The following is a 24,992-nucleotide window of genomic DNA, read 5'->3' as shown; positions in this document are numbered from 1 at the left end:
GTTTCGGGGCGGGCCGCGTCGAGGGAGTCGCGGAGCCGGTGCGACAGGATGTCGGCCTGGCAGGCCTTGGCCATCTGGTCGGCCTTGCGCAGCACCAGGCGAGCGTTGCGGAGCTGTCCGAGCTCGTTGTGCGCCTGGCTGAGGTCGGACAGTGCGCGAGCGAGTTCCAGCCGGTCGCCGCAGCGCTCCAGCAGCTGGATGGCTTCGCGCAGGACGGCGACGCGCTGGCGGGGGTCGCTGCACGCGGCCAGGACTCGCAGCGTGATCGCGCGGATGCGCACGCCGCCGGAGGTGCCGGCGAGCTGCTCGGCGACGAGTTCGCGGGCCTCGCGTCTTCTGCCCAGCAGCAGGTAGGACTGGGCGAGGTCGCCGCGCCACGGTATCGTCGTGGGGATCGCCGGGTCGCCGGCGCGCATCCGGGCGGCGACCCGTTCGAAGGCGTCCAGCGCGGCGAGGGTGCGTCCACCGGCCAGGTGGTGCCTGCCGGTGGCGTGCAGGTGGCGGATGCCGAAGGTGGTCGCCGCCATCTCGTCCGGGACCGGGCGGGTGAGCAGTTCGGCCGCGGTGTCGTGCCTACCCAGCGCGGAGTTGACCAGGATCAGCGTGGACAGCGGCAGGCCCACCAGCACTCCCCACGTCTGCGGGTGCAGCAGTCGCAGCGCCTCCTGCGCCTGGGCCTCGGCGGCGATGAGGTCGCCGCGGCGCCACGACATGTCGGCGCGGACCGCGCCGATCAGCGCCCGCGCAGTGGTGGCGCCCTGCCTGCGGGCCTGGGTGATGAGCGCGTCGCACCAGTGCCGGGCCCGGTCGGCGTGGCCCGCGTGGTCCAGGGCCAGCACGGCGGCGGAGGCCGCTTCGGGCAGCACCTCGCCCGCGCAGCACTGCAGGACGTGCTCGGCGGCGCGCAGCACCTCCCCCGGCAGCTCCCGGGTCCACGTGCCGACGAGACCGGCGGTCGCCTGCCACGAGACATCTCCGCTGGTCAGCGGTTCGACGTCGAGGGAGCGGCCGTGGATCCACTCGGCGGCGACGCGCAGTTCGGCGGCCGCGCGGGGATGGGGTTCACCGGCGTGCGCGCGCGTGGTGCGCAGGAGCTCTCCCGCCGCACCCGGATCGCCCTGCCAGAGCTGCAGGCGGGCCACCGGGACGGCGTCGCGCCAGCACAGGTCCCTCCGGTCGGCGAGCGGGCCGAGGTGGCGGGCGGCGATGGCGGGGTTGATGCGCAAGGCCGCGCGGACCATGGCGGCGCGCAGCTCGACGCGCTCGCAGTCGTCCTCGGACGCGTTCAGGGCCAGTTCCAGGCAGCCGACGGCGAGTTCGGGATCGTCCACGAGGGACTGCTCGGCGGCGTAGCGCAAGGGACGCATCGCCCAGCGGCCGGGCACGGCACCGGCCGCGGTGAGGTGGCGGGCGATCTCCACGGCCGGGGCGCCGCGCCGGTGCAGCAGTTCAGCCGCTCGGGCGTGCAACCTGGCCGCGTCGGCCGGGTCGAGGCTCTCCAGCAGGACGTCGGGATGGCGCAGGCGGTGGTCGCGGAGCAGCCCGGCCGCGCCGAGCGCGTCGAGCACGGGACCGACCGAGCGCGGGGTCATCGCCAGCAGCTCGGCGAGGACGGCCGCCGATGCCGAATCTCCCAGCACCGCAACACCTTCGGCCACGGAGAGGAAGTCCGCGTCCCAGCGGGTCAGGCAGTCCAGCACGGCCCGCCGGAGGTGCGGACCCACCACGAGACCGTCTTCCAGCAACGCCTTGAGCAGGAACGGGTTTCCGCCGCTGAGATCGAACGCGGTTGTGGTGCAGACGTCTTCGCCGTCGAGGAGTTGGGCCGCACCGGAGGGCGTCAGCGGGCCGAGGTCGATCCGGTGATCGGGCTGGCGGGCCAGCTCCGCGTGCGTGGATTCGCGCGCCAGGTTCGGGCGTTCCCACTCGGTCAGCACCAGCAGCACGCGCGCGGAGGTGATCCTCCTGCGCAGGTAGAGCAGCGCCTGCTGCGACTCCGGGTCGGCGAAGTGCACGTCGTCGACGGCCAGCACCACCGGGCGCTCACCGCCCGATTCCAGCAGCAGCGCGCCGACCTCCTCCAGCGATCGGGCGTCCAGCGGCGACTCGGCGAGGCGAGCCACCTTGTCGCGCACGACGAGTTCCGCTCCGGCGAGCAGCTGGGTCACCACGCCCAGCCGCAGCTCCCGCTCCGCGCGCGAACCCACCGCGCGCAGCAGCGCCGCCCGCTCCCCGACGAGGTCACCGAGCGCGTCCAGCAGGGCGGTCTTGCCCGTGGCCAGCCCACCGCTGATGAGCACGACCCGGCCCCTGCCCCCCTCGCAGTCGGCCAGGGATTCGGATATTCGGGCTAACTCGCTGGTTCGTTCGGTCAACATCGGTGACTCCGCATTTCGCACGCGCGCAACGGTTCTCGGCTCGTGACCGATGCCGTCGCGCTCAGACGCCGCCTACACCGCTCCGACGTCGCCGGTTCCGGAGCGGTTCCGCGACGAACGCGAAGTCCCGATTTGCTTCCCGAACGAAAATCGTCCGGACGTGACCGGCGGCCACGCCCGGACTCACCTCACCTCCGCGAGAGGGCCTTCTGCAGCTCGTCCTTGGTCATCTTGGAACGGCCTTCGATGCCCTCCCTCTTGGCGTCCTCGTAGAGCTGCTGCTTGGTGCGGCCGCCGGGTCCTTGGCGCTTCCCGGAGCGCTTGCCGCCACGCCGCTGCGGCGGGATGTCCTCGGTGGAGACCTTGCTGCGCTGCTTGGCCGTCCCCTTCTGCGCGCGGTCCTTGTTCACCGTCCGGGCGGCGATCTCCTCCGCCCGGCCCTCGCTGGACCCGCGCTTCTTGGTGCCCTGCTTGATGTGCTCGTACTGCCGCTCCTCCTTGGAGTTCCACGCGCTCTGCGGCATGACGTCCCTCCCGTCACGAACGGTCGCAACTCCCCGATGACCTACCCGGCACCCCTTCCCGGCAAACACGCGCGAAGCCCGGACGTTCAGCCGTCGATCGGGGTGAGGTCCTCCAGGGCCTTCTTGTGGTCGTGGCGGTAGACGATGGAGCTGCGGAACTGGACGATCTCGCGGCGGTTGCTCAGGCTGTCGACGAGGAACGTGTGCAGCGCGGGCACGTCGCGAACGCCGACGTGCAGCAGGAAGTCGTCGCCGCCGGCGAGGCCGAAGATCGCGATCACCTCGGGCATGGCCAGCGCGTCGGCGTGGAACTGGTCGATCAGCTGACGGCTCAGGGGCCGGACCTGGACGAACACCATGGCCTCCACCGCCCGGCCGAGCGCGTGGAGATCCACGGCCGCGTGGAATCCGGTGATCAAGCCGCGGGCTTCCAGGCGCCGGACGCGTTCGGAGCACGTCGAGGGCGCGGCACCCACGAGCTCCGCCAGGTCGCGCATGGGAATCCTGGCGTCTCGCTGGAGGGCCTCCACGATCAGCCGGTCCGTCCGATCCATGTTCGGATTTTCACTCACTTCCCGAACATATCAACGAACGGGAAGAACCAACTTCCGAATCCGTACCAGACTGGTGCACGTGAGCCGATCATATTCCTCTCCAGAAGCGCTCGATCACGAACAGCTGCGCGTGGTGCGCGGACGCCGCTCGGGCGTCGTGATCGCCGTGGCCGTTCACTCCACCCAGGCGGGCCCGGCCATCGGCGGCTGCCGGATCAAGCCGTACCCGGGCTGGCGCGACGGGGTCGACGACGTCGTGCGCCTCGCCCGCGCGATGACCGAGAAGGCGGCGCTGGCGGGGCTGCGGCACGGCGGCGGCAAGGCGGTGATCATGGACGCCGACGCCGTCCTCGACGAGCGGCACCGCCTGCTGGTGCTCGAAGATCTCGCGGAGGTGATCACCTCGCTCGACGGCGCCTACCTGACCGGTCCCGACATCGGCTCGGCCCCGGCGGACATGGAGATCATCCACCGGCTGACCGGCGGACTCGCGTTCTGCCGGCCGGAGTCCAGCGGTGGGAGCGGCAACTCGAGCATCGCCACGGCCCACGGCGTGCTCGCAGCGCTGGAGGCGGCGGTTGACCACGTCTTCGGCACCGGCGCCCTCGCGGGCCTGCGGGTCGGCGTGATCGGGTACGGCAGCGTCGGACGCCTGGTCGCCGACGAGCTCGCCGCGCGCGGATGCGCTGTGACCACCGGCGACCTGGACGAGAGCAGGCGCGCGACCGCCGAGGCGGCAGGGCTGACCTGGAGCGCCGAGGACCTGCTCGGCGAGGAGTTCGACGTCCTGGTGCCGGCCGCCGTCGGAGGGCTCCTGTCCGAGGAACGGGCCCGGACGTGCCGAGCGGGGCTGATCGTCGGACCGGCCAACAACCAGCTCACGCACGACGACGTCGCCTCCACCCTCCACGAGCGGGGCATCACGTGGGTGCCGGACGTGGTGGCCAGCGCGGGAGGCATCATCCACGCCGTCTGCCGCGAGGAACTCGGTCTCACCGAGGAGGAGACCACCCCGCGCATCAGGGCGATCGGCACGACGGTGACCGAGATCCTCACCGGGGCGCGCGACAGCGGAACCACCCCGCAGGCCGCGGCCCGAGACCTCGCCGCGCGCCGCCGCACAGCGGTTCCCGCCTGAACGTGGACGAGGGGACGATCCCGGCGGAACCGTCCCCTCTGCGGTGGGAGCCGTCAGCCGGCTCCGGCGCCCGCGCTGCGGAGCAGGCGGGCCGCTTCGAGGGCCAGGGGGTCCATGTCCTGGGGTGGGGAGTCGGCGAGCCCGTCGAGCTCGGCCCTCATCCTCGGGTCCCAGAACATCTTGATGTGGTTGGCCACCTCCCGCGCCGCCTGGCGGGACGGGAGGTGCGCGAACTGGATGGCGATGTCGTTGGCCATCCGCACCTGCGGCGAGACGTCGGCGCTCATGATTCGGTCAGCACCGCCTCCCGCTGCTCGGCGTCGGCCTTCTCGGCGCTGGTCTCCCTGGCGACCTGCACGGCGGTGACCTTGTACTCCGGGCAGTTGGTGGCCCAGTCGGAGTTCTCCGTGGTCACCACGTTCGCGCCGGTCACCGGGTGGTGGAACGTCGTGTACACCACGCCCACCGGCATCCGGTCGGAGATCTTCGCCCGCAACGACGTCGTGCCGACCCGGCTGGACAGGTTCACCACGTCGCCCGAGGAGATGCCCCGGTCCTCGGCGTCGTGCGGGTGGATCTCCAGCACGTCCTCCGGGTGCCAGGCGACGTTGGCGGTGCGGCGGGTCTGCGCGCCGACGTTGTACTGCGACAGGATGCGCCCGGTGGTGAGCACCAGCGGGAACCTGCGGGTGCTGCGCTCGCGGGTCGCCACGAACGGGGTGAGCACGAACTTGCCCTTGCCGCGCACGAACTCCTCGGCGTGCATGATCGGCGTGCCCTCGGGCGCCTTGTCGTTGCACGGCCACTGCACGCTGCCCAGCTCGTCGAGCTTGCCGAACGAGACGCCCGCGAAAGTCGGTGTGACCGAGGCGATCTCGTCCATGATCTCGCGAGGGTGGTCGTAGTGCATGTCGTAGCCCATGGCCTGGGCGATCTCGCAGGCCACCTGCCACTCGTCCTTGCCGCTCTTGGGCACCATCACCGGGCGGACCCGGTTGATCCGCCGCTCGGCGTTGGTGAACGTGCCGTCCTTCTCCAGGAACGAGGTCCCCGGCAGGAACACGTGCGCGAACTTGCTGGTCTCGTTGAGGAAAAGGTCCTGCACCACGACGAGTTCCAGCGCCGACAGCGCCGCCGCGACGTGCTGGGTGTTGGGGTCGGACTGGGCGATGTCCTCGCCCTGCACGAACAGACCCCGGAAGCTGCCGTCGACGGCGGCGTCGAACATGTTCGGGATCCGCAGGCCCGGTTCGGGCAGGATCGGGCGCTCCCAGAGCTTCTCGAACACCTCGCGCACCGCGTCGTCGGCGACGTGCCGGTAGCCGGACAGCTCGTGCGGGAACGAACCCATGTCGCAGGAGCCCTGCACGTTGTTCTGCCCGCGCAGCGGGTTGACGCCCACGCCCTCGCGGCCGATGTTGCCGGTGACCATGGCGAGGTTGGCCATGCCCATCACCATCGTGGAGCCCTGGCTGTGCTCGGTGACGCCCAGCCCGTAGTAGATCGCTCCGTTGCCGCCGGTGGCGTAGAGCCGCGCGGCCTCGCGGACCTGCTCGGCGGGAACACCGGTGATCGACTCGACCGCTTCGGGGCTGTTCTCCGGGCGGGCGATGAACTCCGCCCAGTCGTCGAAGCCCTCGCAGCGCGAGGCCACGAACGACTCGTCGGTCAGGCCCTCGGTGACCACCACGTGCGACAGCGCGTTGACCAGCGCGACGTTGGTGCCCGGCGCGAGCTGCAGGTGGTGGGATGCCTCGACGTGCGGGCTGCGCACCAGGTCGATCCGCCGCGGGTCGATGACGATCAGCTTCGCGCCTTCCCGCAGCCTGCGCTTCATCCGGGAGGCGAACACCGGGTGCCCGTCGGTCGGGTTGGCGCCGATCACCACGATCACGTCGGAGGCCGCCACGGACCGGAAGTCCTGCGTGCCCGCCGACGTCCCGAAGGTCTGCTTGAGGCCGTAGCCCGTCGGAGAGTGGCAGACGCGGGCGCAGGTGTCGACGTTGTTGTTGCCGAACGCCGCCCGCACCATCTTCTGCACCACGTAGACCTCCTCGTTGGTGCAGCGCGAGGAGGTGATGCCGCCGATGGAGTTCGAGCCGTGCCTGTCCTGGATGTCGCGGAACTTCTCGGCGACGTAGGAGATCGCCGTCTCCCAATCGGTTTCGCGCCACTCGTCGGTGGTGCTCTCCCGGATCATCGGGTTGAGCTGCCGGTCCGGGTGGGTGGCGTAGCCGAAGGCGAAGCGGCCCTTGACGCAGGAGTGGCCCTCGTTGGCGCCACCGTCCTTGTGCGGCACCATCCGCACCAGCTCGTCGCCGCGCAGCTCGGCCTTGAACGAGCAGCCCACCCCGCAGTAGGCGCAGGTCGTCAGCACCGAGCGGGTCGGCATGCCGAGGTCGACCACCGACTTCTCCTGCAGCGTGGCCGTCGGGCACGCCTGCACGCACGCACCGCAGGACACGCAGTCGGACTCCAGGAACGGGTCACCGGCACCGGCCGCGACCTTGGAGTCGAAGCCGCGCCCCTCGATGGTCAGCGCGAAGGTGCCCTGCACCTCGTCGCAGGCCCGCACGCAGCGGGAGCACACGATGCACTTGGAGGCGTCGAAGTCGAAGTAGGGGTTGCTGCTGTCGGTGGGCGCGTCGAGGTGGTTGGCGCCCTCGTAGCCGTAGCGGACCTGGCGCAGCCCGACCACGCCGGACATGTCCTGCAGCTCGCAGTCGCCGTTGGCCGCGCAGGTCAGGCAGTCCAGCGGGTGGTCGGAGATGTAGAGCTCCATGACGCCCTGCCGCAGCTTCTCCAGCCTCGGAGTCTGGGTGCTGACCCTCATGCCCTCGGCGACCGGTGTGGTGCACGAGGCCGGGGTGCCCTTGCGGCCGTCGATCTCCACCAGGCACAGCCGGCACGAGCCGAACGCCTCCAGGCTGTCGGTGGCGCACAGCTTCGGGATGTCGGTGCCGGACTCGGCCGCGGCGCGCATCACCGAGGTGCCCTCGGGAACGGTGACCGGCACTCCGTCGATCTCGACGGTGACGGTGGCCTCCCCCGGTCTGGCCGGGGTGCCGTAGTCGGGTTCCTTCAGCAGACCCATCGCCTACTTCGCCTCCTTCAGGAAGTCCTCGGGGAAGTGCGCCAGCGCGCTGCGCACCGGGTTCGGGGTCAGCCCGCCCATCGCGCACAGCGATCCGTCGGTCATCAGCTCGCACAGGTCGCCCAGCACGGCGAGGTTGCCGTCGCGGTCCTCGCCGCCGACGATGCGGTCGACGACCTCGACGCCGCGCACCGCGCCGACCCGGCACGGGGTGCACTTGCCGCAGGACTCCTCGGCGCAGAACTCGAACGCGAAGCGCGCCATCGCCGCCATGTCCACGGTGTCGTCGAAGACGGTGATGCCGCCGTGGCCGAGCATCGCCTGCGCCTCGGCCAGCGCCTCGTAGTCCATCGGCAGGTCGAACCGCTCCGGCGGCACGTAGGAACCCAGCGGCCCGCCGATCTGCACCGCGCGCACCGGTCGCCCGGATCGGGTGCCGCCGCCGTAGCCGTTGACCAGCTCCTCGATGGTGATGCCGAAGGCGGATTCGAAGACGCCGCCGCGCGCGACGTTGCCCGCCAGCTGGAAGACCTGCGTGCCGCGCGAGCGCTCCACGCCGAGCTCGGCGTAGGGCCGGCCGCCGTCGGCGAGGATCGCCGGGACGCTGGCCAGGGTGAGCACGTTGTTGACCACCGTGGGCTTGCCGAACAACCCGGTGATCGCCGGGATCGGCGGTTTGGAGCGCACCATGCCGCGCCTGCCCTCCAGGCTCTCCAGCATGGAGGTCTCCTCGCCGCAGATGTAGGCACCGGCGCCGACGCGCACGAACAGGTCGAACGTCAGCTCCGATCCGAGCACTCCCTCGCCGAGCCAACCGACCGCGTAGGCGGCGTCGATCGCGCGGCGCAGCGTGCGCACGGCGTCGGGGTACTCGGAGCGGACGTAGATGTAGCCCTCGGTGGCGCCGACCGCGTGGGCGGCGATGGTCATGCCCTCGATGAGGCAGAACGGGTCACCCTCCATGAGCATCCGGTCGGCGAAGGTCCCGGAGTCGCCTTCGTCGGCGTTGCAGCAGACGAACTTCGCGGGCCCCTCGGCCTTGAGCACGGTGTTCCACTTGATGCCCGCGGGGAATCCGGCACCACCGCGCCCGCGCAGGCCGGAGGTGGTGACCTCCTCGACGGCCTCGGCGGGTGCGGCGGCCAGCGCCGCGCGCAGCCCGCGCAAGCCCCCGTGCGCCTCGTAGTCCGATGTGGACAGCGGATCGGTGACGCCGACGCGGGCGAAGCACAGCCGCTGCTGGTCGCGCATCCACGGCAGGTCCTCGACCACGCCCTGGCACAGCTCGTGGCCGGCACCGCGCAGCATCCCGGCCGCCAGCAGTTCGGGCACCCGGCCCGGGGTGACGGGGCCGTAGCCGACGCGACCGCGCTCGGTCTCGACCTCGACCAGCGGTTCGAGCCAGAGCATGCCGCGAGAACCGTTGCGCACCAACCTGATCGGTTCGTCGGCCGCCCGCTGGATGGCTGCGGCGACCTCGTTCGCGCCGACGGAGACCGACGCGGAGTCCTGGGGTACGTAGACGGTGATCACGCGTTGCCCTCCGCGAGGATCTCGACGAGCCGGCTGCGGTCCACCCGGCCGTGCAACCTTCCGTTGACCTGCGCGGAGGGTCCGAGCGCGCAGTTGCCCAGGCAGAACACCTGGTCGAGGGTGACCGAGCGGTCGGGGGTGGTCTGGCCGACCTTGACGCCGAAGACCTGCTCGGCGTCGGCGACGAGCCGTTCCGCACCGACCGACTGGCACGCCTCGGCGCGGCAGATCTTGACCGTGGTGGTGCCCGCGGGTTCGGATCGGAAGTCAGTGTAGAAGGAGATGACCCCGTGGACGTCGGCCCGCGAGAGGTTGAGCTCTTCGGCCAGGACCGGAACCACCTGCGGATCGATCCAGCCGAACTCCTGTTGGAGGTGGTGCAGGATGGGAAGCAGGGCTCCGCGCTCGCCCCGGTGCGCTTCGACAACGCCGCGCACGCGTTCCGCTATCGTCATCTGCGGCTCCACTCCGTTGTAGATTGGGTCTACCGTCGCGCCGCGTCGCCCAGAGTTCAACGCACGCGTTTTTATGCATCGATAAGCACCGCGTATCGACGTGCACTCCGCGTCACCGAATTGCTCGCATCATCGCTGGACAGGGCCTTCTTCCGAACTATTTCCGCGCCTTTTCCGGCTTTTTCGCGCACGCTGCGAGACCGGCTGCTACCAGCGTTTTCACCCATACGCGTCAGTTCATGATCGTCTTTTCGGGCACCGCAGGCAGTGCCGCTGGTTTTCGCTCCCCTGCCGTTCATGCGAGCTCGTCGCGCACTCGTCCCGCCCGGCTTGCCCAGGTGTCACGAGTGCGCCTAACTTGAAATTCCAGCGCGGAATTCGGGAATTGTCGCCAACCCACCCGGATCCCGCTGCGGCCGGAAACCGCCACCGGCCGAGACGAACCCGAGGAGAATGCGATGACCTGGGAAACCCCTGAATACACCGTGATCGACGTCTGCGCCGAGGTCACCGGTTACCTGCACCGCGCCGACGAGGACTGATCCACCACTCCCATCACGCGGCTCGAACCGCACGAGTGCCGCAAGGACCTCACCAGATCCGCCCGCCGGATCGGTCGAGGACCTTGCGGCACCGTCGTCAGCGGGGCCGGTGCGACGGTCGGCCCTCCAGAGCTCCTGGCGAAAGGGAGTGGCGTCGATGCCCCCGGCCACGCATCGAGTCCGAGTGTGCAGGCTGCACGAGTTCCCACCCGGAACGTTGAGACGGCTCAACACCTTGCCGCCGGTCGCGGTGTTCAACGTCGCCGGGCGGATCTACGCGATCGACGACGTGTGCTCGCACGCCTGCGCGGTCCTCAGCGAAGGCCACTTCGACGGCACCTCGCTGGAGTGCCCGGTGCACCTGTCCCGCTTCGACGTCCGCAGCGGCGAACCGCTCTGCCCGCCGGCCACCGAACCCCTGCGCACCCACCAGGTCGAGGTGATCGGAGGCGAGGTCATCGTCCACGTGGACATAGGCCGACCCCTGTGAACCGGCCCCGCCCCACCCAGCGCCCACCGCGCAAGAGCAGTTTCCACCGAAACTCCCCACACCACGGACCACCCACGTGACCGGCACCCCGGGTCCGCGGTGACCCGATTACGGCCGTAATCGGGTTCCGGAATACCGCAGTAATCAGGTTCCGGAATACGGCGGTAATCGGGTCACCACCTCGAGACCGAGGGTTCCGGCGGAGCCGAGCCGGTGGGCGTTTCGTGGTGGGTCGGCGGTCCGGGTGGTCAGAAGACGACGACGGAGCGCAGGACTTCTCCGCGTTGCATCTTGGCGAAGGCGTCTTCGACCTCGTCGAGGGTGATCTCCTCGGTGACGAACTTGTCGAGGGGCAGGCGGCCCTGCTGGTGGAGGTTGGTGAGCATCGGGAAGTCCCGGCTGGGCAGGCAGTCGCCGTACCAGGAGGACTTCACCGCGCCGCCCCGGCCGAAGACGTCCAGCAGCGGGAGCTTGATCTCCATCTCCGGGGTCGGCACGCCCACCAGCACCGCCGTGCCCGCCAGGTCGCGGGCGTAGAACGCCTGCTCGAAGGTCTCCGGCCGGCCGACGGCGTCGATGACGACGTCCGCTCCGTTGCCCCCGGTGAGCGACCGGACGGCGGCCACGGTGTCGGTCTCGGCGGCGTTGACGGTGTGGGTGGCTCCGAACTCCTCGGCCCAGGCGAGCTTCTTCGGGTCCCGGTCGACGGCGATGACCTTCTCCGCGCCCGCCAGCGCCGCTCCGGCGATCGAGCCGTTTCCGACCCCGCCGCAGCCGATCACGGCCACCGAGTCACCGCGCGTCACACCACCGGTGTTGATCGCCGCGCCGATCCCCGCCATGACACCGCATCCGAGCAGCGAGACCACGACCGGCCGCGCGGCCGGGTCGACGCGCGTGCACTGACCGGCGTGGACGAGCGTGCGCTCGCTGAACGCCCCGATCCCCAGCGCCGGGGACAGCTCAGTGCCGTCCTCCAACCGCATCGGCTGGTCGGCGTTGTTGGTGTCGAAGCAGTACCAGGGCTTCCCGCGCGAGCAGGCGCGGCACTGGCCGCACACCGCGCGCCAGTTCAGCACCACGAAGTCGTTCTCGGACACGTCCGACACACCCGGACCCACCGCTTCGACGACACCGGCTGCCTCGTGGCCGAGCAGGAACGGGAACTCGTCGTTGATGCCGCCTTCCCGGTAGTGCAGGTCGGTGTGGCAGACACCGCACGCCTGCACCCGCACCAGCACCTCGCCGGGTCCGGGTTCGGGCAGGTCGATCCGCACCACCTCGACCGGCTCGCCCTTCCCCCGTGCGATCACCGCGCGCGACTTGATCATCTGCTGCATCCTCTCGGCGAAAAAGGCGCTGGTGGCGGCGAAAGCGGTCGGGGACGCCTCGCGCCGCCACCGGCGTGGCCCGACCCGGCACGCCGGGTCGAGACCGGTCCGTGTCGACCACCCTCGCGCGCCGGTTCCGGAGTGGACAACGAATCCGGTACCGGCGGCGGGTGATCAGGCACGAGCGGCGGAGTTTCGGTGACGAACCGCGGTCACTCCGCGGCCGCGCGGGGGCGGCGGTAGACCGGTTCGGGAGCGGCGGCACCGGGCGTCTCGTTGGCGCGGTCGACCGCGTCCTGCACGAGGTGGTGGTCCGGTGAGAAGGTGCACACCGGGTCGGTGCGCGAGGCATCACCGGTCAGCGCGAACGCCTGGCACCGGCAGCCGCCGAAGTCGATCTCCTTGCGAGAGCAGCTGCGGCACGGGTCCGGCATCCAGTCGGTTCCCCGATATGCCTGGAACGCGGGCGATTTCGCCCAGATCCAGTCGAGCGGGTGCGCCAGCACCGACGGGAAGTCGAGGGTGTCGATGTCGGCGGCGACCGGGCACGGGTACACCGACCCGTCCGGTGCCACGGTCAGCGCGGTGCGCGCCCAGCCGCCCATGCACGGCTTCGGGTAGGGCTCGTAGTAGTCGGGCAGGATCCACAGCAGTTCCATCCGGCCGGCGAGCTCGGCCTTGCGCCGCTGGTAGACCTTCTCCGCCGCGGCGAGCTGGTCGCGGCTGGGCAGCAGCAGGTCCCGGTTGCGCAGCCCCCAGCCGTAGTACTGGGTGTTGGCCAGTTCGAGCCGTTCGGCTCCCCACGACTCGCAGACGTCGATGATGGCGTCGAGCCGGTCGAGGTTGAGCCGGTGCAGCACGACGTTCATGTTCAGCGGCAGCCCGGAGTCGATGATGATCCGCGCGGCCTCGTGCTTCTTGTCGAAGCGCTTGGTGGCGGCCACGAGTTCGCTCGCCTCGGCGTTCTCGCCCTGAATGCTCAGCTGCACGCTGTTGAGCCCGGCCGCGACCAGCGACTTCGCCCGCTCCTCGGTGAACCCGAGCCCACTGGTGATCAGGTTGGTGTAGAGCTCGCAGCCGCGCGCTTCGGCGACCAGCTCGGCGAGGTCACCGCGCACCAGCGGCTCACCGCCGGAGAAGTGCACCTGCACCACGCCGAGGTCGGCGGCCTCGCGGATCACCCGCAGCCAGTCCTCGGTGCCGATCTCCTCGTCCCGCCGGCGCAGTTCCAGGGGGTTGGAGCAGTACAGGCAGTGCAGCGGGCACTGGTGGGTCACCTCGGCCAGCAGCCCGTAGGGCGCGGGGGTCATCCGGACACCACCCAACCTTGATCGTGCGCGTCGTTGAGGAACGTCAGCACTTCGTCGATGAGCCCGGTGGCACCGAACTCCTCCTCCAGCCGGTCGACGAGCTCCCGCACGGTCCGGGTCCCGTCGCACAGCCGCAGGATCGCCGCGCCCGAGGCGTTGAGCCGCACCACGCGTTCGGGCAGCAGCAGCAGGTCGGCGTCGCGGACCTTGTCGCGCTTGAGCATCGCCTTGGGCACCAGGCGCGGTGTGCTCGCGGCGTCCATCACTCGGCCTTGCCGTAGGCGAGCTGCACGGCGTCGAGCAGGGTCCACAGCACGTCGCACTTGAACTCCAGGGCGCGCACGCAGGCCTCCTGCTGCTCCCGGGTGCGGGCGTTGTCGCGCACCAGGCCGAGCAGGTGGGCGATGTCGGCGGGCTGCTGGGTCAGCCGGGTCCGGAAGTACTCCAGGCCGCGCGAGTCCAGCCACGGGTAGTGCTTCTGCACGTCGACGATGCGGCGGCTGAGCAGGTCGGGCGCGAACAGCTCGGTCATCGCCGAGGCCACCGCCTCTAGCCACGGCTTGTGCCTGCAGAAGTCGACGTAGGCGTCCACGGCGAAGCGGACGCCGGGCAGCACGGTGCGGGTGTCGTAGAGCTCGTCGCGGGTCAGGCCGACGGCTTCGCCGAGCCGCACCCAGCGCTCGATGCCGCCCTCGACCTCGGTGGTGCCGTCGTGGTCGGTGATGCGCTTGATCCACTTCCGGCGTTCGGCGGCGTCGGGCAGCTTGGTGAGGATGAACGCGTCCTTCACCGGCAGGTTGATCTGGTAGTAGAAGCGGTTTCGCACCCAGCCGCGGAACTCCTCCTCGGTCAGGTCACCGGCGTGCATCCGCTCGTTGAACGGGTGCAAGTGGTGGTAGCGCGCCTCGCCGACCGCGCGCAGCTCCGCCTCGAACTCCTCCGACGACCAGGGCCTCATAGTTCGACCTCCAGACCCGCACGTCCCACCTCGACGCCCAGCGCCGCGAGCTCCGCTCGCTCGGCTGATCCCTCGTCGAGGATGGGATTGGTGTTGTTGACGTGGACGTAGATCTTGCGGCGGGCGGGCAGCGCGGCCAGGTGCCGCGCCGAGCCGTCCGCACCGCTGACGGGCATGTGCCCCATGGACCTTCCGGGCCGATCACCCGTTCCGCTGCGGGACATCTCGTCGTCGGTCCAGAACGTGCCGTCGACGAACACGCAATCGGCGTCGGCGACCTGCTCGGCGAAGTGCTCGTCCCAGCTTGGCACGGTCGGGGCGTAGACGGCGGTTCCGCCGCTCACCTGGTCGTGCAGCACGTAGCCGGTCTCCCAGTCGCCGGGCCCGGCGTGGTGCCCGACGTAGCGCGGCGGTTTGCTCCCGGTGGCGAATGCGGTCACCTGGAGCCGTTCGTCGAGATCGATGGGCTTGCCGACCTCCACCTCCCGCCACCGCACGTCGGCGTAGTCGGAGACCAGGTCTCGCACCGGGAAGTGGTCGGTGAGCGCGGACAGCACGGGCGCCGTGCCGAAGACCTCCAGCGACGAGCCCTCCCGGAGCACCAGGAGCCCGATCGTGTGATCGAACTCGGCGTCGGTGAGCAGCACTCCCGCCACCGGTGTCTCCCGCGCCCCGGGACCGGGGTGCAGGCTGGGGTCGGAGTTGATCTGGTGGTGAACGTCGGGCGTCGCGTTGAGCAGGAACCAGCGGTCACCGGTGCCGGAGACCGCGAGGCCCGCGTGCGCCGAAGCGCGCTCCGGCGCGGTGCGGACCTCGCGGCATCCGGGGCACGCGCAGTTCCACTGCGGGTACCCGCCACCTGCCGCGACTCCCAGGCAGTGGACGAGCACGGCCGTCAGCGCTGGTGGTGGTAGCCGGTGACTTCGGCGCAGACGTCGATCACCGTGTACTCAGGGGTCTCCCAGGTCATGATTTCCTCCTCGGTTCCGCGTTCCAGCAGTTCACAGCCTCAGCGATCGGTCGCTGCGGTGACAACCGATCGCCGACCGGCGGCGCGGAACTCCCAACGAACGGCATCGCCGCGACGACGAGCGGTGCACCTCGAGCTTGCGCCCGATCCCGCCGTCCGGCAGCGCGGTTGCGCCGGTCAGACCCCCAGCAGGCGACGGATTTCCGGGGCGTGACGCCGGGAGACCGGAACGAGCTCGGGCACGCGGGGGTCGGTGACGAGGAACAGCTCGCCCTTGGTGCCGCGTTCGACCTCGGCGACCCGGCGGAGGTTGACCAGGAAGCGGCGGTGCACGCGGCGGAAGCCGTGGCGGCTCAGCGCCTGGTCGACGTGGTCCAGACCCCTGGTGGCGGCCAGGATCCGGCCGCGGTCGGTGCTGAGCCACACGGTGTTGCGGTCCGCTTCGGCGTAGCGGACCTCCGAGGGCGCGAGCAGCACCAGGCGGTCGTTGCGGACGCCGATGACCCGGGGCGGCATGGGCACGGCCGTTCCCTCGCCCGCGCGGCCGTAGGGCTCGCCTTCCTGCAGCCCGAACGCGCAGAGCATGCCGACCACGCGGTCGGCCTCGGTGATCGGCCGCAGCGTCGCGGGAACCGCGCCGTCGCCGGCGACACCCAGCTGGGCGTATCCGCTCCACTGTGGATTCTGCGCGGCTCGTCCTGCTGCCCAGCGCACCACATCGGACAGTTCGGCGATGTCCGGTCTGGACCGCTCGGCGGGTTCGACCGCGCCGCGCGAGGCCGGGGCGTCGGCGGGCAGGCGGAGCATGGACAGGGCGGCGTCGTTGGCCGCGACGACCTGGCCGCCCCGGTCGAGGGCGACCAGCGGGCCGCTGTGATCGGTGCGCTCCTGCTTGAACGCCGCGCACACCCGCTTGGCCTCGCCGACGGCCCTGCGGTGGATCTCCTGCTCGGTGCAGGACGCGGCCTTCTGCAGCCACCCCGGGACCTCCGGGGACAGCGTTGCGCCCCAGCGGGAGATGTTGATCGAGGCGATGGCCGAGCCGGTCACCACGTCGCGGATGGCGATGCCCGCGCACGCCCACTGGTGGAATCCCTCGCACCAGTGCTCGGCGCCGGTGACCGTGACCGGGCCGGTGACCTCGAAGGACGTCCCCATCCCGTTGGTGCCGGTGCACTGCTCCGACCACGACGACCAGGGCGCCATGTTGGACAGCTCGGCGCGGCGGCGGGCCGACGGGTCGCCCCAGGTGCCGAGGATGCGCCCGGAGCCGTCGGTGACCGCGACGACCCCGCCGTCGAGCTCGACGTCCCGCCCGGCCAGGGCGCCGAGCCCGCCGAGCTGGGTGAAGATGACGTCGTTGTCCGGCCCCTGGTCGTGGTATCCGGGAGCCGGCGGAGCGGCGTCGAGCGCGGGGTCCACTTCGTACTGATCGCGGCAGCGGTACCAGGAGGCGAGGATGTCGGGCCGCACGTCGGAGGTGATGTCCTCGCCGGTCGCGAACGCCTCCCACGCCCTGGTGACCTTCGACGCGGTGGCCAGCGAATCCCCGCCAGGCGTGTTCGACGCGATTCCCAGCGGCGGGACCAACCCGGCCATCACGACCTCCTCGTCGCACATCACATCCGTCATCGACCCACCGGACCGTGACCCCGATCACGCTAATGGGGGTTAACGTTCAGGGGCAAGCACGTCCATCCACTTGCAGCAGTCACCGCGAGTGCGGTTGATCTAGCCGTCCGCCGAGGAAAACCACCGATCGGGCGTTTCCCGAACGCCGAATCCTCGCTCCGGACATCAACTTTCACGATTCCGCGCTCCCCCGTCCCCGCATCCCCCGCCGGGGGGAGGCCGGGAACCGGCGCGCTCCGTAACGTCGAGGACTCGCCGCCGAGCAGCGGACCGCTTGACGAGGGCAGGCCGCTCGAACCCCAGCGCGCCGGAGGACAGCGCCGACGGAGGGAGTTTTTCGTGCCCGACAAGCAACTGCGCATCCACCGCGCCCGAGCCGAGCGACCGAACCCCCGCCCCACGATGCTGGGCATCGCGGGCGACAGCGCCGCGGGCAAGACCACCCTGACCCGCGGTCTCGTCGAGGCTCTCGGGACCGAGCGCAGCACCTCGATGTGCGTCGACGACTACCACCGCTACGACCGCCGGGAGCGCAGGGGCCTGCCCTTCACACCGCTGCACCCGGACTGCAACTACGTGGAGATCATGGAGCAGCACCTGCAGCTGCTGGCCACCGGCAGCCCCATCCTCAAGCCCGTCTACGACCACTCCGGGGGCGAGCTGACCCGGCCGGTGCTGGTCGAACCGCACGAGTTCGTGCTGGTGGAGGGCCTGCTGCCGCTGCACACGAAGCTGTCCCGCGCGTGCTTCGACGTCACCGTCTACCTCGGCCCGCCCGAAGACGTGCGGGCCGCGTGGAAGATCCAGCGCGACACCGCCAAGCGCGGCTACCGCGCCGAGCAGGTCAAGGCCGAGCTCGGCCGCCGGGAACCCGAGTCCGCGCGGTTCATCCGGCCGCAACGCGACCTCGCCGACATCGTCGTCTCGTTCGCCCCGATCGAGGGCCGCGACGACCCGCCCGGCACCCCGCTGTCGGCGACGATCCTGATGCGCCCGACGATCCGGCACCCCAACTTCACCGAGATCCTGGCCAAGGCGCCCACCAAGGCGATGCACCTGGCGCTCAAGCGCGACACCGACGGACGCCCGGTCGACGCCCTGCACATCCACGGCCACGCCCCGCCCGAGGAGAGCACGATGGTCGCCAAGGCGATCTGGGAAGGCCTCGACGTGCCCGACCCGATCCCGGACTGCCTCGGCAGGCTCGACGACGGCAGGCGCAACGAGCCGCTGCGGCTCGCACAGCTGATCCTGCTGCACCACCTCATCCGCGACGGCGACTGAGTACCTCCGGCGGCGCTCGTGTCACGTGGCGGTGCGGGGTGCTCGCACGCAGTTCGGCGACACCTCCTCAGGCCCCACCACCGCCGTGGCCGGACGATTAGCATCGCGCGCATGCTCCTGCGGCAACTGGAATACCTGACGACCCTGGCGCGCGAGAAGCACTTCGCCCGCGCCGCAGAGGCGTGCTACATCTCGCAACCGGCCATGTCGGCGGCGATCCGCAAGCTCGAAGCCGAACTGCACGTCCAGATCATCCAGCGGGGGAACCGGTTCATCGGCTTCACCCCGGAGGGCGAGCGGATCCTGAAGTGGGCCTACCGCATCCTCGCCGAGCGGGACGCGCTGATCGAGGACGTCGGGGCGATGCGGGAAGGGCTCAGCGGGCGGCTGCGGATCGGGTGCATCCCGACGGCGCTGTGCGTGGTGCCGATCCTGACGTCGCTGCTGTGCCAGGACCAGCCCCGGGTGCGGGTGCAGGTGAGCTCGATGACCTCGATCGAGATCCAGCGGGGCCTGTCGCAGTACGGGCTCGACGTCGGCGTGACCTACATCGACAACGAGCCGCTGACCGGCGTCCGCACGGTCCCGCTCTACCGCGAGCGCTACCTGCTCCTGGCCGCCGAGGACGACCTCGACGACGGGGAGTCGGCGACCTGGGCGGAGGCCGCCGAGCACCCGCTGTGCCTGCTGTCGGAGGACATGCAGAACCGCCGCATCCTCAACTCGGTGTTCGAACAGGCCCAGGCGAAGCCGCAACCGGCGGTGGAGACGAACTCCATCAGCGCGCTCTACGCGCACGTGCGCGAGGGGCCGTGGGCCACCGTGCTGCCCCATTCGTGGCTGCTGCGCTTCGGGGTTCCGGAGGGAATGCGCGCGGTCCCGCTGGCGGAGCCGCAGATCAGCAAGACGATCGGGCTGGTCCTGCACGACCGCGACCCGGAGCCCATCCTCGCCAGGGCGTTCGTCGACACCGCCCGGAGGGTGGACCTGGACGAACTCCTCGACGCCACCACCCCCGCCTGAGCAGCACCGCGTCACCTACCGGAGAGGCCCTTGCCTGCGTACCCTTCTCCGATGGGCCTGGTCGAGGAGCCGTTGCGGCTGGTGGTCGTCGACGACCACCAGATGGTGCTCGACGGCCTCAAGGCGATGCTGGAACCGCACTCCGAACGGGTGCGGATCGTCGGAGAGGCGGGCACTCCGGCGCAGGCCGTCACCGAAATCCTGCAGCACGAACCGGATGCGGTGCTGCTCGACATCCGATTGCGCGGATCGAGCGGTCTGGACCTGTGCGGGGAGATCCTGGGCCACCGACCGGGCTGCAAGGTGGTCTTCCTGACCGTCTACGACGACGAGCAGTACCTCTACCAGGCGTTGCAGCTGGGCGCGTCGGGCTTCCTGCTCAAGCGGGTGCGCGGCTCGGAACTCGTGGAGTACCTGACGCGCATCCACGACGGAGAGGTGCTCATCGACCCCGCGCTGGCCAGCAGGGTGGCGAAGTCGGCGGCGCGGATCCGCGACGGCGAGTTCTGGCCCGGTGCGCACCTGGGCATCACCCAGCGCGAGAGCGACGTGCTGTCGCTGCTGGTGGCGGGCATGTCGAACCGGGCGATCGCGACGAAGCTGCTCATCTCCGAGGAGACCGTCAAGACCCATCTGCGCGGGCTGTACCGCAAGCTGGAGGTCGGCGACCGGGCCGGTGCCATCGCGGTCGCGCTGCGCGAAGGGGTGTACCGGTGAAGCGCAGCTCGCTGGGGATGGCCGACGCCGAGCAGGAGGCCCACCTGCTCATGCGCATCATCGAGACCATCTCCTCGCGGCTCGACCTGGACGAGATCGTGCAGAACGTCGCGGCGATCATCACCGAGATGACCGCGACCGACGTGTGCTTCGTGCACCTGCTCGACGACGACCGGCAGCGGCTCCGGCTCTGCGGCGCGACCCCGCCGTTCGACCGGCTCGCGGGGCGCGTGGAGCTGGCGGTCGGCGAGGGCATGGCCGGCTGGGTCGCCGCGCACGGCGAGCCCGCGGTGATCGTGGAGGACAAGCGCGCCGACCCGCGCTACAAGTACATCCCGGAGCTGCACGGCGAGGAGTTCACCTCGATGGTGTCGGTGCCGATCCTGACGCGGCTGGGCCACCTGGTGGGCGTGCTCAACCTGCACAGCAAGCGGCGCCGCGAGTTCGGCGACGACGTCGAGCTGCTGCGCTCGCTGGCCGGTCTGGTCGCCGGCGCCATCGAGAACGCCCGCCTCTACCGGCGGCTGGCCGACCGCGAGGAGGCGCTGGAGCGCTTCACCGAGCGGATGGTGCAGCTGCAGGAGTCGGAGAGCAGGCGGCTCGCGGGCGAGATCCACGACGGCATCAGCCAGCGCATCGTGAGCATGTTCTTCCACCTCTCGGCGGCCCGCGACCTGGTCGGCGACGACGCCGCCCGGGCCGAGCAGCAGATCGCCACCGCGCAGGACCTGGCCGGGGCGGCGCTGGACGAGACCCGCTACGCGATCGCGGGCCTGCGCCCACCGGTGCTCGACGACCTGGGCCTGATGGCGAGCCTGCAGAGCCTAGCGCGGGGGATCGCCGACCTGCACGTCCACGTCGACGCCGGGATCTGCGACGTCCCGGAGTTCCTGGAGAGCGCGCTCTACCGCAGCGCCCAGGAGGCGTTGCAGAACGTCCAGAAGCACGCGCAGGCCGGGACCGCGGTGATCCGGCTGAGCACGACGCCCGCCGAGGTGGTGCTGCAGGTCAGCGACGACGGAGTGGGGTTCGACCCGGCCGCGCTGCGCGCGACCTCCGGCCCGACCGGCCACGGCCTGCCCGGCCTGCGCGAACGCGCGCGCCTGCTCGGCGGCACCCTCGACGTGCGCAGCACCCCGGGCTCCGGCACAACCCTCACCCTGACCATCCCACCCCACCAGGAGCCGGCGTAGGTGTCGGTCAAGAACGCTGCGGGGGTCGTTGTTTCAGGTGTGGGACTCAGCTCGCACCGCCGCGGGTTCTGACACGTCTTCTGGCGAGGACAGCCGTAGCGCCGTGTATTGGACATACATCAGTCTCGGATCCCGCAGCCAGAAGACGTGTCAGGTTCCGCCACCCGCACCGCCAAGCAAGGCAATTGACTCAAGCTAGGAGTCAGGGCTTGAAGTCCACCGGTTCTAGGCGGACCAGGTCGTCCAGGCCGCAGTCGTCCTGGGTGTCCACGATGCGGCTCGCGTGCCGCAACCTGGCTCTCTCCAACATGTTCCGGACCGTGCGGGCGTTGGCGAAGCGGGGTTGGGCCCGCTGCTCGTCGAGCAGTTCGCGCATGACCTCGACCGCTTCACGACCCAGCCGGTAACCGTCCTGTTCGGACATCAGCTCGGCGATGGATCGCAGCTCGTCGAGGTCGTAGTCGCCGAACTCGACGTGGTGGGCCACCCGGGAGCTCATGCCGGGGTTCGAGCGGAAGAACTCCGCCATCCGGTCGCCGTAGCCGGCCAGGATCACCACGACGTCCTCGCGCTGGTTCTCCATGACCTGCAACAGGATCTCGATGGACTCCTGACCGTAGTCGCGTTCGTTCTCCGCGCGGTAGAGGTAGTACGCCTCGTCGATGAACAGCACGCCGCCCATCGCCCGCTTGAGCACCTCCTTGGTCTTCGGGGCGGTGTGGCCGACGTACTGGCCGACGAGGTCGTCGCGGGTGACGGCGACCAGGTGTCCGCGTTCGAGGTAGCCGATGCGGTGCAGCAGCCCGGCCATCCGCATCGCCACGGTCGTCTTGCCGGTGCCCGGGTTGCCGGTGAAGCACATGTGCAGGTTCGGGCGCGTCGAGCTCACCCCGAACCGCTGCCGCACGCGATCGACCAGCAGCAGCGACGCCACCTCGCGGATGCGGTCCTTGACCTCGTGCAGTCCGACCAGCTCCGCGTCCAGCGAGGCCATCAGCTCGTCGATGCCCGCCGCGTCCCGCTCCGCCGCGAGATCCACGCGTGCGGTTCTCGCGAGGGCGGTTTCCCCTGCCTCCGTGCCGGTTTCGCCGGGCCGCATGCCGAAACCCGGTCGCGTCGCGGTGCTCACGACGAGTACCGCTCGCCCTTCGGGCGGTCCAGCGCGTAGGCGTGGGTGCTGTACCGCAGCCGCCGGTCCGCCGCCTCCTGCCGGTCGAGCCGGAACCCGGGCTCGTCGGAGGGGCGGTTGACCAGGAACGTCAGCGCCGTGGTCTGCCTGCCCAGCGAGGCGTCGTAGGCGTTGACCCGGATGTAGTGCTGCGGGTAGGCCCTGCGGCACTCGTTGACCTCGTAGAGCACGCCGGCCGCGTCGACCAGGTCGAACATCGGCAGTCCCCACATGTCCCAGTAGTTGTTGCGGGGGTGCGGGTCGTCGGTGAACTCCACCGACAGCGGCCATCCGTTGTCCAGCGCGTACTGCGCCTGAGCCCGGATCTCGTCGTCGGAGAGCTCCGGGAGGTAGGAGAAGGTTCCCTGGGTGATGCGCATGTCCGGTCTCCTCACACCAGCGTCGGGGTGTCGATGACGTCCGGGGTGTCGGTGGAGTCGTAGTCGAAGCTCACGTCACCCCACAGGGCCAGCGCCGTGTCGAGCTCGCGGCTGTGCCGCGCCGCCTTGCGCAGGATGTCCGATCCCTCGGCGAGGAAGTCCCGGCCCTCGTTGCGGGCCTTGATCATCGCTTCCAGCGCGACCCGGTTGGCGGTGGCGCCCGCGGCGATGCCCATCGGGTGCCCGATCGTGCCGCCGCCGAACTGCAGCACCACGTCCTCGCCCAGGTGATCCAGCAGCTGGTGCATCTGCCCCGCGTGGATGCCACCGGAGGCGACGGGCATGACGCCCGGCATCGACGCCCAGTCCTGCTCGAAGTACAGGCCCTTGGCCGGGTCCGGGTCGGCCTTGTTGACCCGCAGCACGTCGTAGAACCCGGCCACCGAGTTCGGGTCCCCTTCGAGCTTGCCGACCACCGTTCCGGCGTGGATGTGGTCGACCCCGGCCAGCCGCATCCACTTGGCGATGACCCGGAAGCTCACGCCGTGGTTCTTCTGCCGCGTGTAGGTGGAGTGCCCGGCGCGGTGCAGGTGCAGCAGGACGCCGTTGGCCCGCGCCCACTTGGCCATCGACTGGATCGCGGTGTAGCCGACGGTCAGGTCGATCATCACCACGACGCTGCCGAGCTCCTTGGCGAACTCCGCCCGCTCGTACATGTCCTCCATCGTCGCGGCCGTGACGTTGAGGTAATGGCCCTTGATCTCACCGGTTTCGGCCTGGGCGCGGTTGACGCCCTCCATGCAGAACAGGAACCGGTCCCGCCAGCGCATGAACGGCTGGGAGTTGATGTTCTCGTCGTCCTTGGTGAAGTCGAGACCACCCCGCAACGCCTCGAACACCACCCGCCCGTAGTTGCGCGCGGACAACCCCAGCTTGGGCTTCACGGTGGCGCCCAGCAGCGGGCGCCCGTACTTGTTCAGGTACTCGCGCTCCATCACGATGCCGTGCGCGGGTCCCTGGAAGGTCTTGGTGTAGTGCGGCGGGATCCGCATGTCCTCCAGCCGCAGCGCTTTGAGCGCCTTGAACCCGAAGACGTTGCCGATGATCGACGACGTCAGGTTCGCGATCGAGCCCTCCTCGAACAGGTCGAGGTCGTAGGCGATGTAGGCGATGTACTGCCCGGGCTGCCCCGGAACCGGGTCGACCCGGTAGCACTTGCCCTGGTAGTGCTCGTAGGTCGTGAGCCGGTCGGTCCACACCACGGTCCAGGTCGCCGTCGACGACTCCCCCGCCACCGCGGCACCGGCCTCCTCCGGCGGCACCCCGTCCTGCGGGGTCACCCGGAACGCGGCGAGCACGTCACTGGGCTCGGGCTCGTAGTCGGGCTGCCAGTACCCCATCTCGGCGTAGGGGATGACCCCTGCGCCCCAACGCTCGTTCTCGGCTGCCATGCGTCCTCCCCGGATGAGTGGATGCGTTTGACGATGGCCGCCGATTGAGCAACTGTCTATCAAGAATCCCGTCGTGATTCTCAAGCGAATGGTTGATGATGACGCTCACGCAGCTGCGCACGTTCCTGGCCGTCGCCGACACCGGCTCGGTGCACGCCGCCGCGCGCCAGATGTTCGTGACCCAGTCCGCGGTGTCGGCCGCGCTGAACGCGCTGCAGAAGTCCCTCGGCCTGCAGCTGCTGGAACGCGACGGGCGAGGCCTGCGGCTGACCCGCGCCGGCCAGGTGTACGCCGACCACGCCCGCACCGCCCTGGGCCTCCTCGACCAGGCCCGCACCGCCGCCATTGCGGAAGCGGACCCGGAACGCGGCGAACTCCGCATCGCGGCCCTGACCACCGCCGGCGAGCAGATCCTGCCCGGTGTGCTGGCGAGCTTCCGCGAGCAGCACCCGCACGTCGGCGTCCGCCTGGAGGTCGGCAACCGGGAGCACGTCCGCAGGCTCCTGGAACGCCACGAGGTCGACCTGGTCCTGGGCGGACGACCCGAGCCGGGCCGCGAGGTCGAGGTCCTCGCCACCCGCCCCCACGAACTCATCGTCGTCGCCAACGCCCCCGGGCCGGGGACGCCCGCCTGGCTGTCGGCTCAGACGTGGCTGCTGCGCGAACCCGGTTCCGGCACCAGGGCGATCACGGAATCCTTCCTCGCCCAGCTGGAACTGGACCCACCACCCCGAACCCTCACCCTCGGCTCCAACACCGCGGTCATCGAATCAGCCGTCTCCGGCCTGGGAGTCACCCTCGTCTCCAAGGACGCGGTGACCCGCCACCTCACAGAAGGCCACCTCACCGAGATCCCCACCCCAGCCA

General features: G+C 70.4%; 24 protein-coding genes. 7 read left to right on the top strand and 17 right to left on the bottom strand.

Annotated elements, in window-relative coordinates; all coding sequences use genetic code 11:
* The 3 genes from E1181_RS27075 to E1181_RS27065 form a co-directional block, all read right to left on the bottom strand.
* The coding region (locus E1181_RS27075; RefSeq protein ID WP_132679056.1) for an AAA family ATPase at positions 1–2,378 on the bottom strand (2,378 nt) is incomplete at its 3' end.
* A gap of 188 nt (positions 2,379–2,566) precedes the next feature.
* Positions 2,567–2,902, bottom strand: a complete 336-nt coding sequence (locus E1181_RS27070; RefSeq protein WP_132679054.1) for a plasmid stabilization protein — start codon at positions 2,900–2,902, stop codon at positions 2,567–2,569.
* A gap of 86 nt (positions 2,903–2,988) precedes the next feature.
* Positions 2,989–3,456, bottom strand: coding sequence for an Lrp/AsnC family transcriptional regulator (locus E1181_RS27065; RefSeq protein WP_132679052.1), 468 nt, complete (start codon positions 3,454–3,456; stop codon positions 2,989–2,991).
* Between the two features lie 79 nt (positions 3,457–3,535).
* On the opposite strand from E1181_RS27065, the gene E1181_RS27060 reads away from it, so the two are divergent.
* Complete coding sequence (locus E1181_RS27060; RefSeq protein ID WP_235877078.1) at positions 3,536–4,594, top strand: Glu/Leu/Phe/Val dehydrogenase dimerization domain-containing protein; 1,059 nt, start codon at positions 3,536–3,538, stop codon at positions 4,592–4,594.
* 53 nt (positions 4,595–4,647) lie between these two features.
* Here the strand turns inward: E1181_RS27060 and E1181_RS27055 are convergent, their stop codons facing one another.
* The 4 genes from E1181_RS27055 to E1181_RS27040 are packed head-to-tail and all read right to left on the bottom strand — an operon-like array spanning position 4,648 to position 9,676.
* Positions 4,648–4,881, bottom strand: coding sequence for a formate dehydrogenase subunit delta (locus tag E1181_RS27055; RefSeq protein WP_207922342.1), 234 nt, complete (start codon positions 4,879–4,881; stop codon positions 4,648–4,650).
* A complete protein-coding gene (fdhF, locus tag E1181_RS27050) occupies positions 4,878–7,688 on the bottom strand; it encodes a formate dehydrogenase subunit alpha (RefSeq protein WP_132679050.1) in 2,811 nt (936 codons plus the stop codon). The genes E1181_RS27055 and fdhF overlap by 4 nt, the downstream gene beginning before the upstream one ends.
* Before the next feature lie 3 nt (positions 7,689–7,691).
* Positions 7,692–9,221, bottom strand: a complete 1,530-nt coding sequence (locus tag E1181_RS27045; protein ID WP_132679048.1) for a formate dehydrogenase beta subunit — start codon at positions 9,219–9,221, stop codon at positions 7,692–7,694.
* Positions 9,218–9,676, bottom strand: coding sequence for an NAD(P)H-dependent oxidoreductase subunit E (locus tag E1181_RS27040; RefSeq protein ID WP_132679046.1), 459 nt, complete (start codon positions 9,674–9,676; stop codon positions 9,218–9,220). The genes E1181_RS27045 and E1181_RS27040 overlap by 4 nt, the downstream gene beginning before the upstream one ends.
* Positions 9,677–10,375: 699 nt before the next feature.
* On the opposite strand from E1181_RS27040, the gene E1181_RS27030 reads away from it, so the two are divergent.
* On the top strand, positions 10,376–10,708 hold the full coding sequence (locus E1181_RS27030) for a bifunctional 3-phenylpropionate/cinnamic acid dioxygenase ferredoxin subunit (protein ID WP_132679045.1): 333 nt from the start codon (positions 10,376–10,378) through the stop codon (positions 10,706–10,708).
* Positions 10,709–10,956: 248 nt separating this feature from the next.
* Here the strand turns inward: E1181_RS27030 and E1181_RS27025 are convergent, their stop codons facing one another.
* The 7 genes from E1181_RS27025 to E1181_RS26995 all read right to left on the bottom strand — a co-directional run bounded on the left by E1181_RS27025 (position 10,957) and on the right by E1181_RS26995 (position 16,909).
* Complete coding sequence (locus E1181_RS27025; RefSeq protein WP_408010740.1) at positions 10,957–12,039, bottom strand: S-(hydroxymethyl)mycothiol dehydrogenase; 1,083 nt, start codon at positions 12,037–12,039, stop codon at positions 10,957–10,959.
* Between the two features lie 212 nt (positions 12,040–12,251).
* The gene (gene pqqE, locus E1181_RS27020; protein WP_132679042.1) at positions 12,252–13,349 is read right to left on the bottom strand and encodes a pyrroloquinoline quinone biosynthesis protein PqqE; all 1,098 of its coding nucleotides are present in this window, start codon (positions 13,347–13,349) and stop codon (positions 12,252–12,254) included.
* Positions 13,346–13,612 (bottom strand): pyrroloquinoline quinone biosynthesis peptide chaperone PqqD, encoded by a 267-nt coding sequence (pqqD, locus tag E1181_RS27015; protein WP_132679040.1) that lies wholly within the window; start codon positions 13,610–13,612, stop codon positions 13,346–13,348. The genes pqqE and pqqD overlap by 4 nt, the downstream gene beginning before the upstream one ends.
* Positions 13,612–14,307 (bottom strand): pyrroloquinoline-quinone synthase PqqC, encoded by a 696-nt coding sequence (gene pqqC / locus E1181_RS27010; protein ID WP_132679039.1) that lies wholly within the window; start codon positions 14,305–14,307, stop codon positions 13,612–13,614. The genes pqqD and pqqC overlap by 1 nt, the downstream gene beginning before the upstream one ends.
* Positions 14,304–15,197: a pyrroloquinoline quinone biosynthesis protein PqqB gene (gene pqqB, locus E1181_RS27005; RefSeq protein ID WP_132679037.1), complete on the bottom strand. Its 894-nt coding sequence runs from the start codon at positions 15,195–15,197 to the stop codon at positions 14,304–14,306. The genes pqqC and pqqB overlap by 4 nt, the downstream gene beginning before the upstream one ends.
* A gap of 5 nt (positions 15,198–15,202) precedes the next feature.
* Positions 15,203–15,277 carry a pyrroloquinoline quinone precursor peptide PqqA gene (pqqA, locus tag E1181_RS32985; protein WP_132679065.1) on the bottom strand — a complete coding sequence of 25 codons (75 nt, stop codon included), beginning with the start codon at positions 15,275–15,277 and terminating at the stop codon, positions 15,203–15,205.
* 177 nt (positions 15,278–15,454) lie between these two features.
* A complete protein-coding gene (locus tag E1181_RS26995; protein ID WP_235877076.1) occupies positions 15,455–16,909 on the bottom strand; it encodes a DNA-binding protein in 1,455 nt (484 codons plus the stop codon).
* 339 nt (positions 16,910–17,248) lie between these two features.
* Here E1181_RS26995 and E1181_RS26990 point away from each other — a divergent pair, with 339 nt between their 5' ends.
* The 4 genes from E1181_RS26990 to E1181_RS26975 all read left to right on the top strand — a co-directional run bounded on the left by E1181_RS26990 (position 17,249) and on the right by E1181_RS26975 (position 21,126).
* Positions 17,249–18,193, top strand: a complete 945-nt coding sequence (locus tag E1181_RS26990) for a phosphoribulokinase (protein ID WP_207922340.1) — start codon at positions 17,249–17,251, stop codon at positions 18,191–18,193.
* Between the two features lie 111 nt (positions 18,194–18,304).
* The gene (locus tag E1181_RS26985; protein ID WP_132679036.1) at positions 18,305–19,216 is read left to right on the top strand and encodes a LysR family transcriptional regulator; all 912 of its coding nucleotides are present in this window, start codon (positions 18,305–18,307) and stop codon (positions 19,214–19,216) included.
* A gap of 51 nt (positions 19,217–19,267) precedes the next feature.
* Complete coding sequence (locus E1181_RS26980; protein ID WP_132679034.1) at positions 19,268–19,933, top strand: response regulator; 666 nt, start codon at positions 19,268–19,270, stop codon at positions 19,931–19,933.
* Positions 19,930–21,126 (top strand): GAF domain-containing sensor histidine kinase, encoded by a 1,197-nt coding sequence (locus E1181_RS26975; RefSeq protein WP_235877075.1) that lies wholly within the window; start codon positions 19,930–19,932, stop codon positions 21,124–21,126. The genes E1181_RS26980 and E1181_RS26975 overlap by 4 nt, the downstream gene beginning before the upstream one ends.
* Before the next feature lie 202 nt (positions 21,127–21,328).
* Here E1181_RS26975 and E1181_RS26970 read toward each other — a convergent pair whose 3' ends face one another.
* From E1181_RS26970 to E1181_RS26960, 3 genes are all read right to left on the bottom strand, one after another.
* Positions 21,329–22,165, bottom strand: coding sequence for an AAA family ATPase (locus tag E1181_RS26970; RefSeq protein ID WP_235877074.1), 837 nt, complete (start codon positions 22,163–22,165; stop codon positions 21,329–21,331).
* 86 nt (positions 22,166–22,251) lie between these two features.
* Positions 22,252–22,674: a ribulose bisphosphate carboxylase small subunit gene (locus E1181_RS26965; protein WP_132679033.1), complete on the bottom strand. Its 423-nt coding sequence runs from the start codon at positions 22,672–22,674 to the stop codon at positions 22,252–22,254.
* 11 nt (positions 22,675–22,685) lie between these two features.
* Positions 22,686–24,125 carry a form I ribulose bisphosphate carboxylase large subunit gene (locus E1181_RS26960; protein WP_132679031.1) on the bottom strand — a complete coding sequence of 480 codons (1,440 nt, stop codon included), beginning with the start codon at positions 24,123–24,125 and terminating at the stop codon, positions 22,686–22,688.
* A gap of 95 nt (positions 24,126–24,220) precedes the next feature.
* Here E1181_RS26960 and E1181_RS26955 point away from each other — a divergent pair.
* Positions 24,221–24,992 (top strand): LysR family transcriptional regulator (locus E1181_RS26955; protein ID WP_132679029.1); only part of this gene is annotated, 772 nt, incomplete at its 3' end.

Origin of the sequence: Saccharopolyspora terrae, from assembly GCF_004348435.1 — a bacterium.
Lineage (GTDB): Bacteria > Actinomycetota > Actinomycetes > Mycobacteriales > Pseudonocardiaceae > Saccharopolyspora > Saccharopolyspora endophytica.
This window is presented reverse-complemented; position numbering and strand designations above follow the sequence as displayed.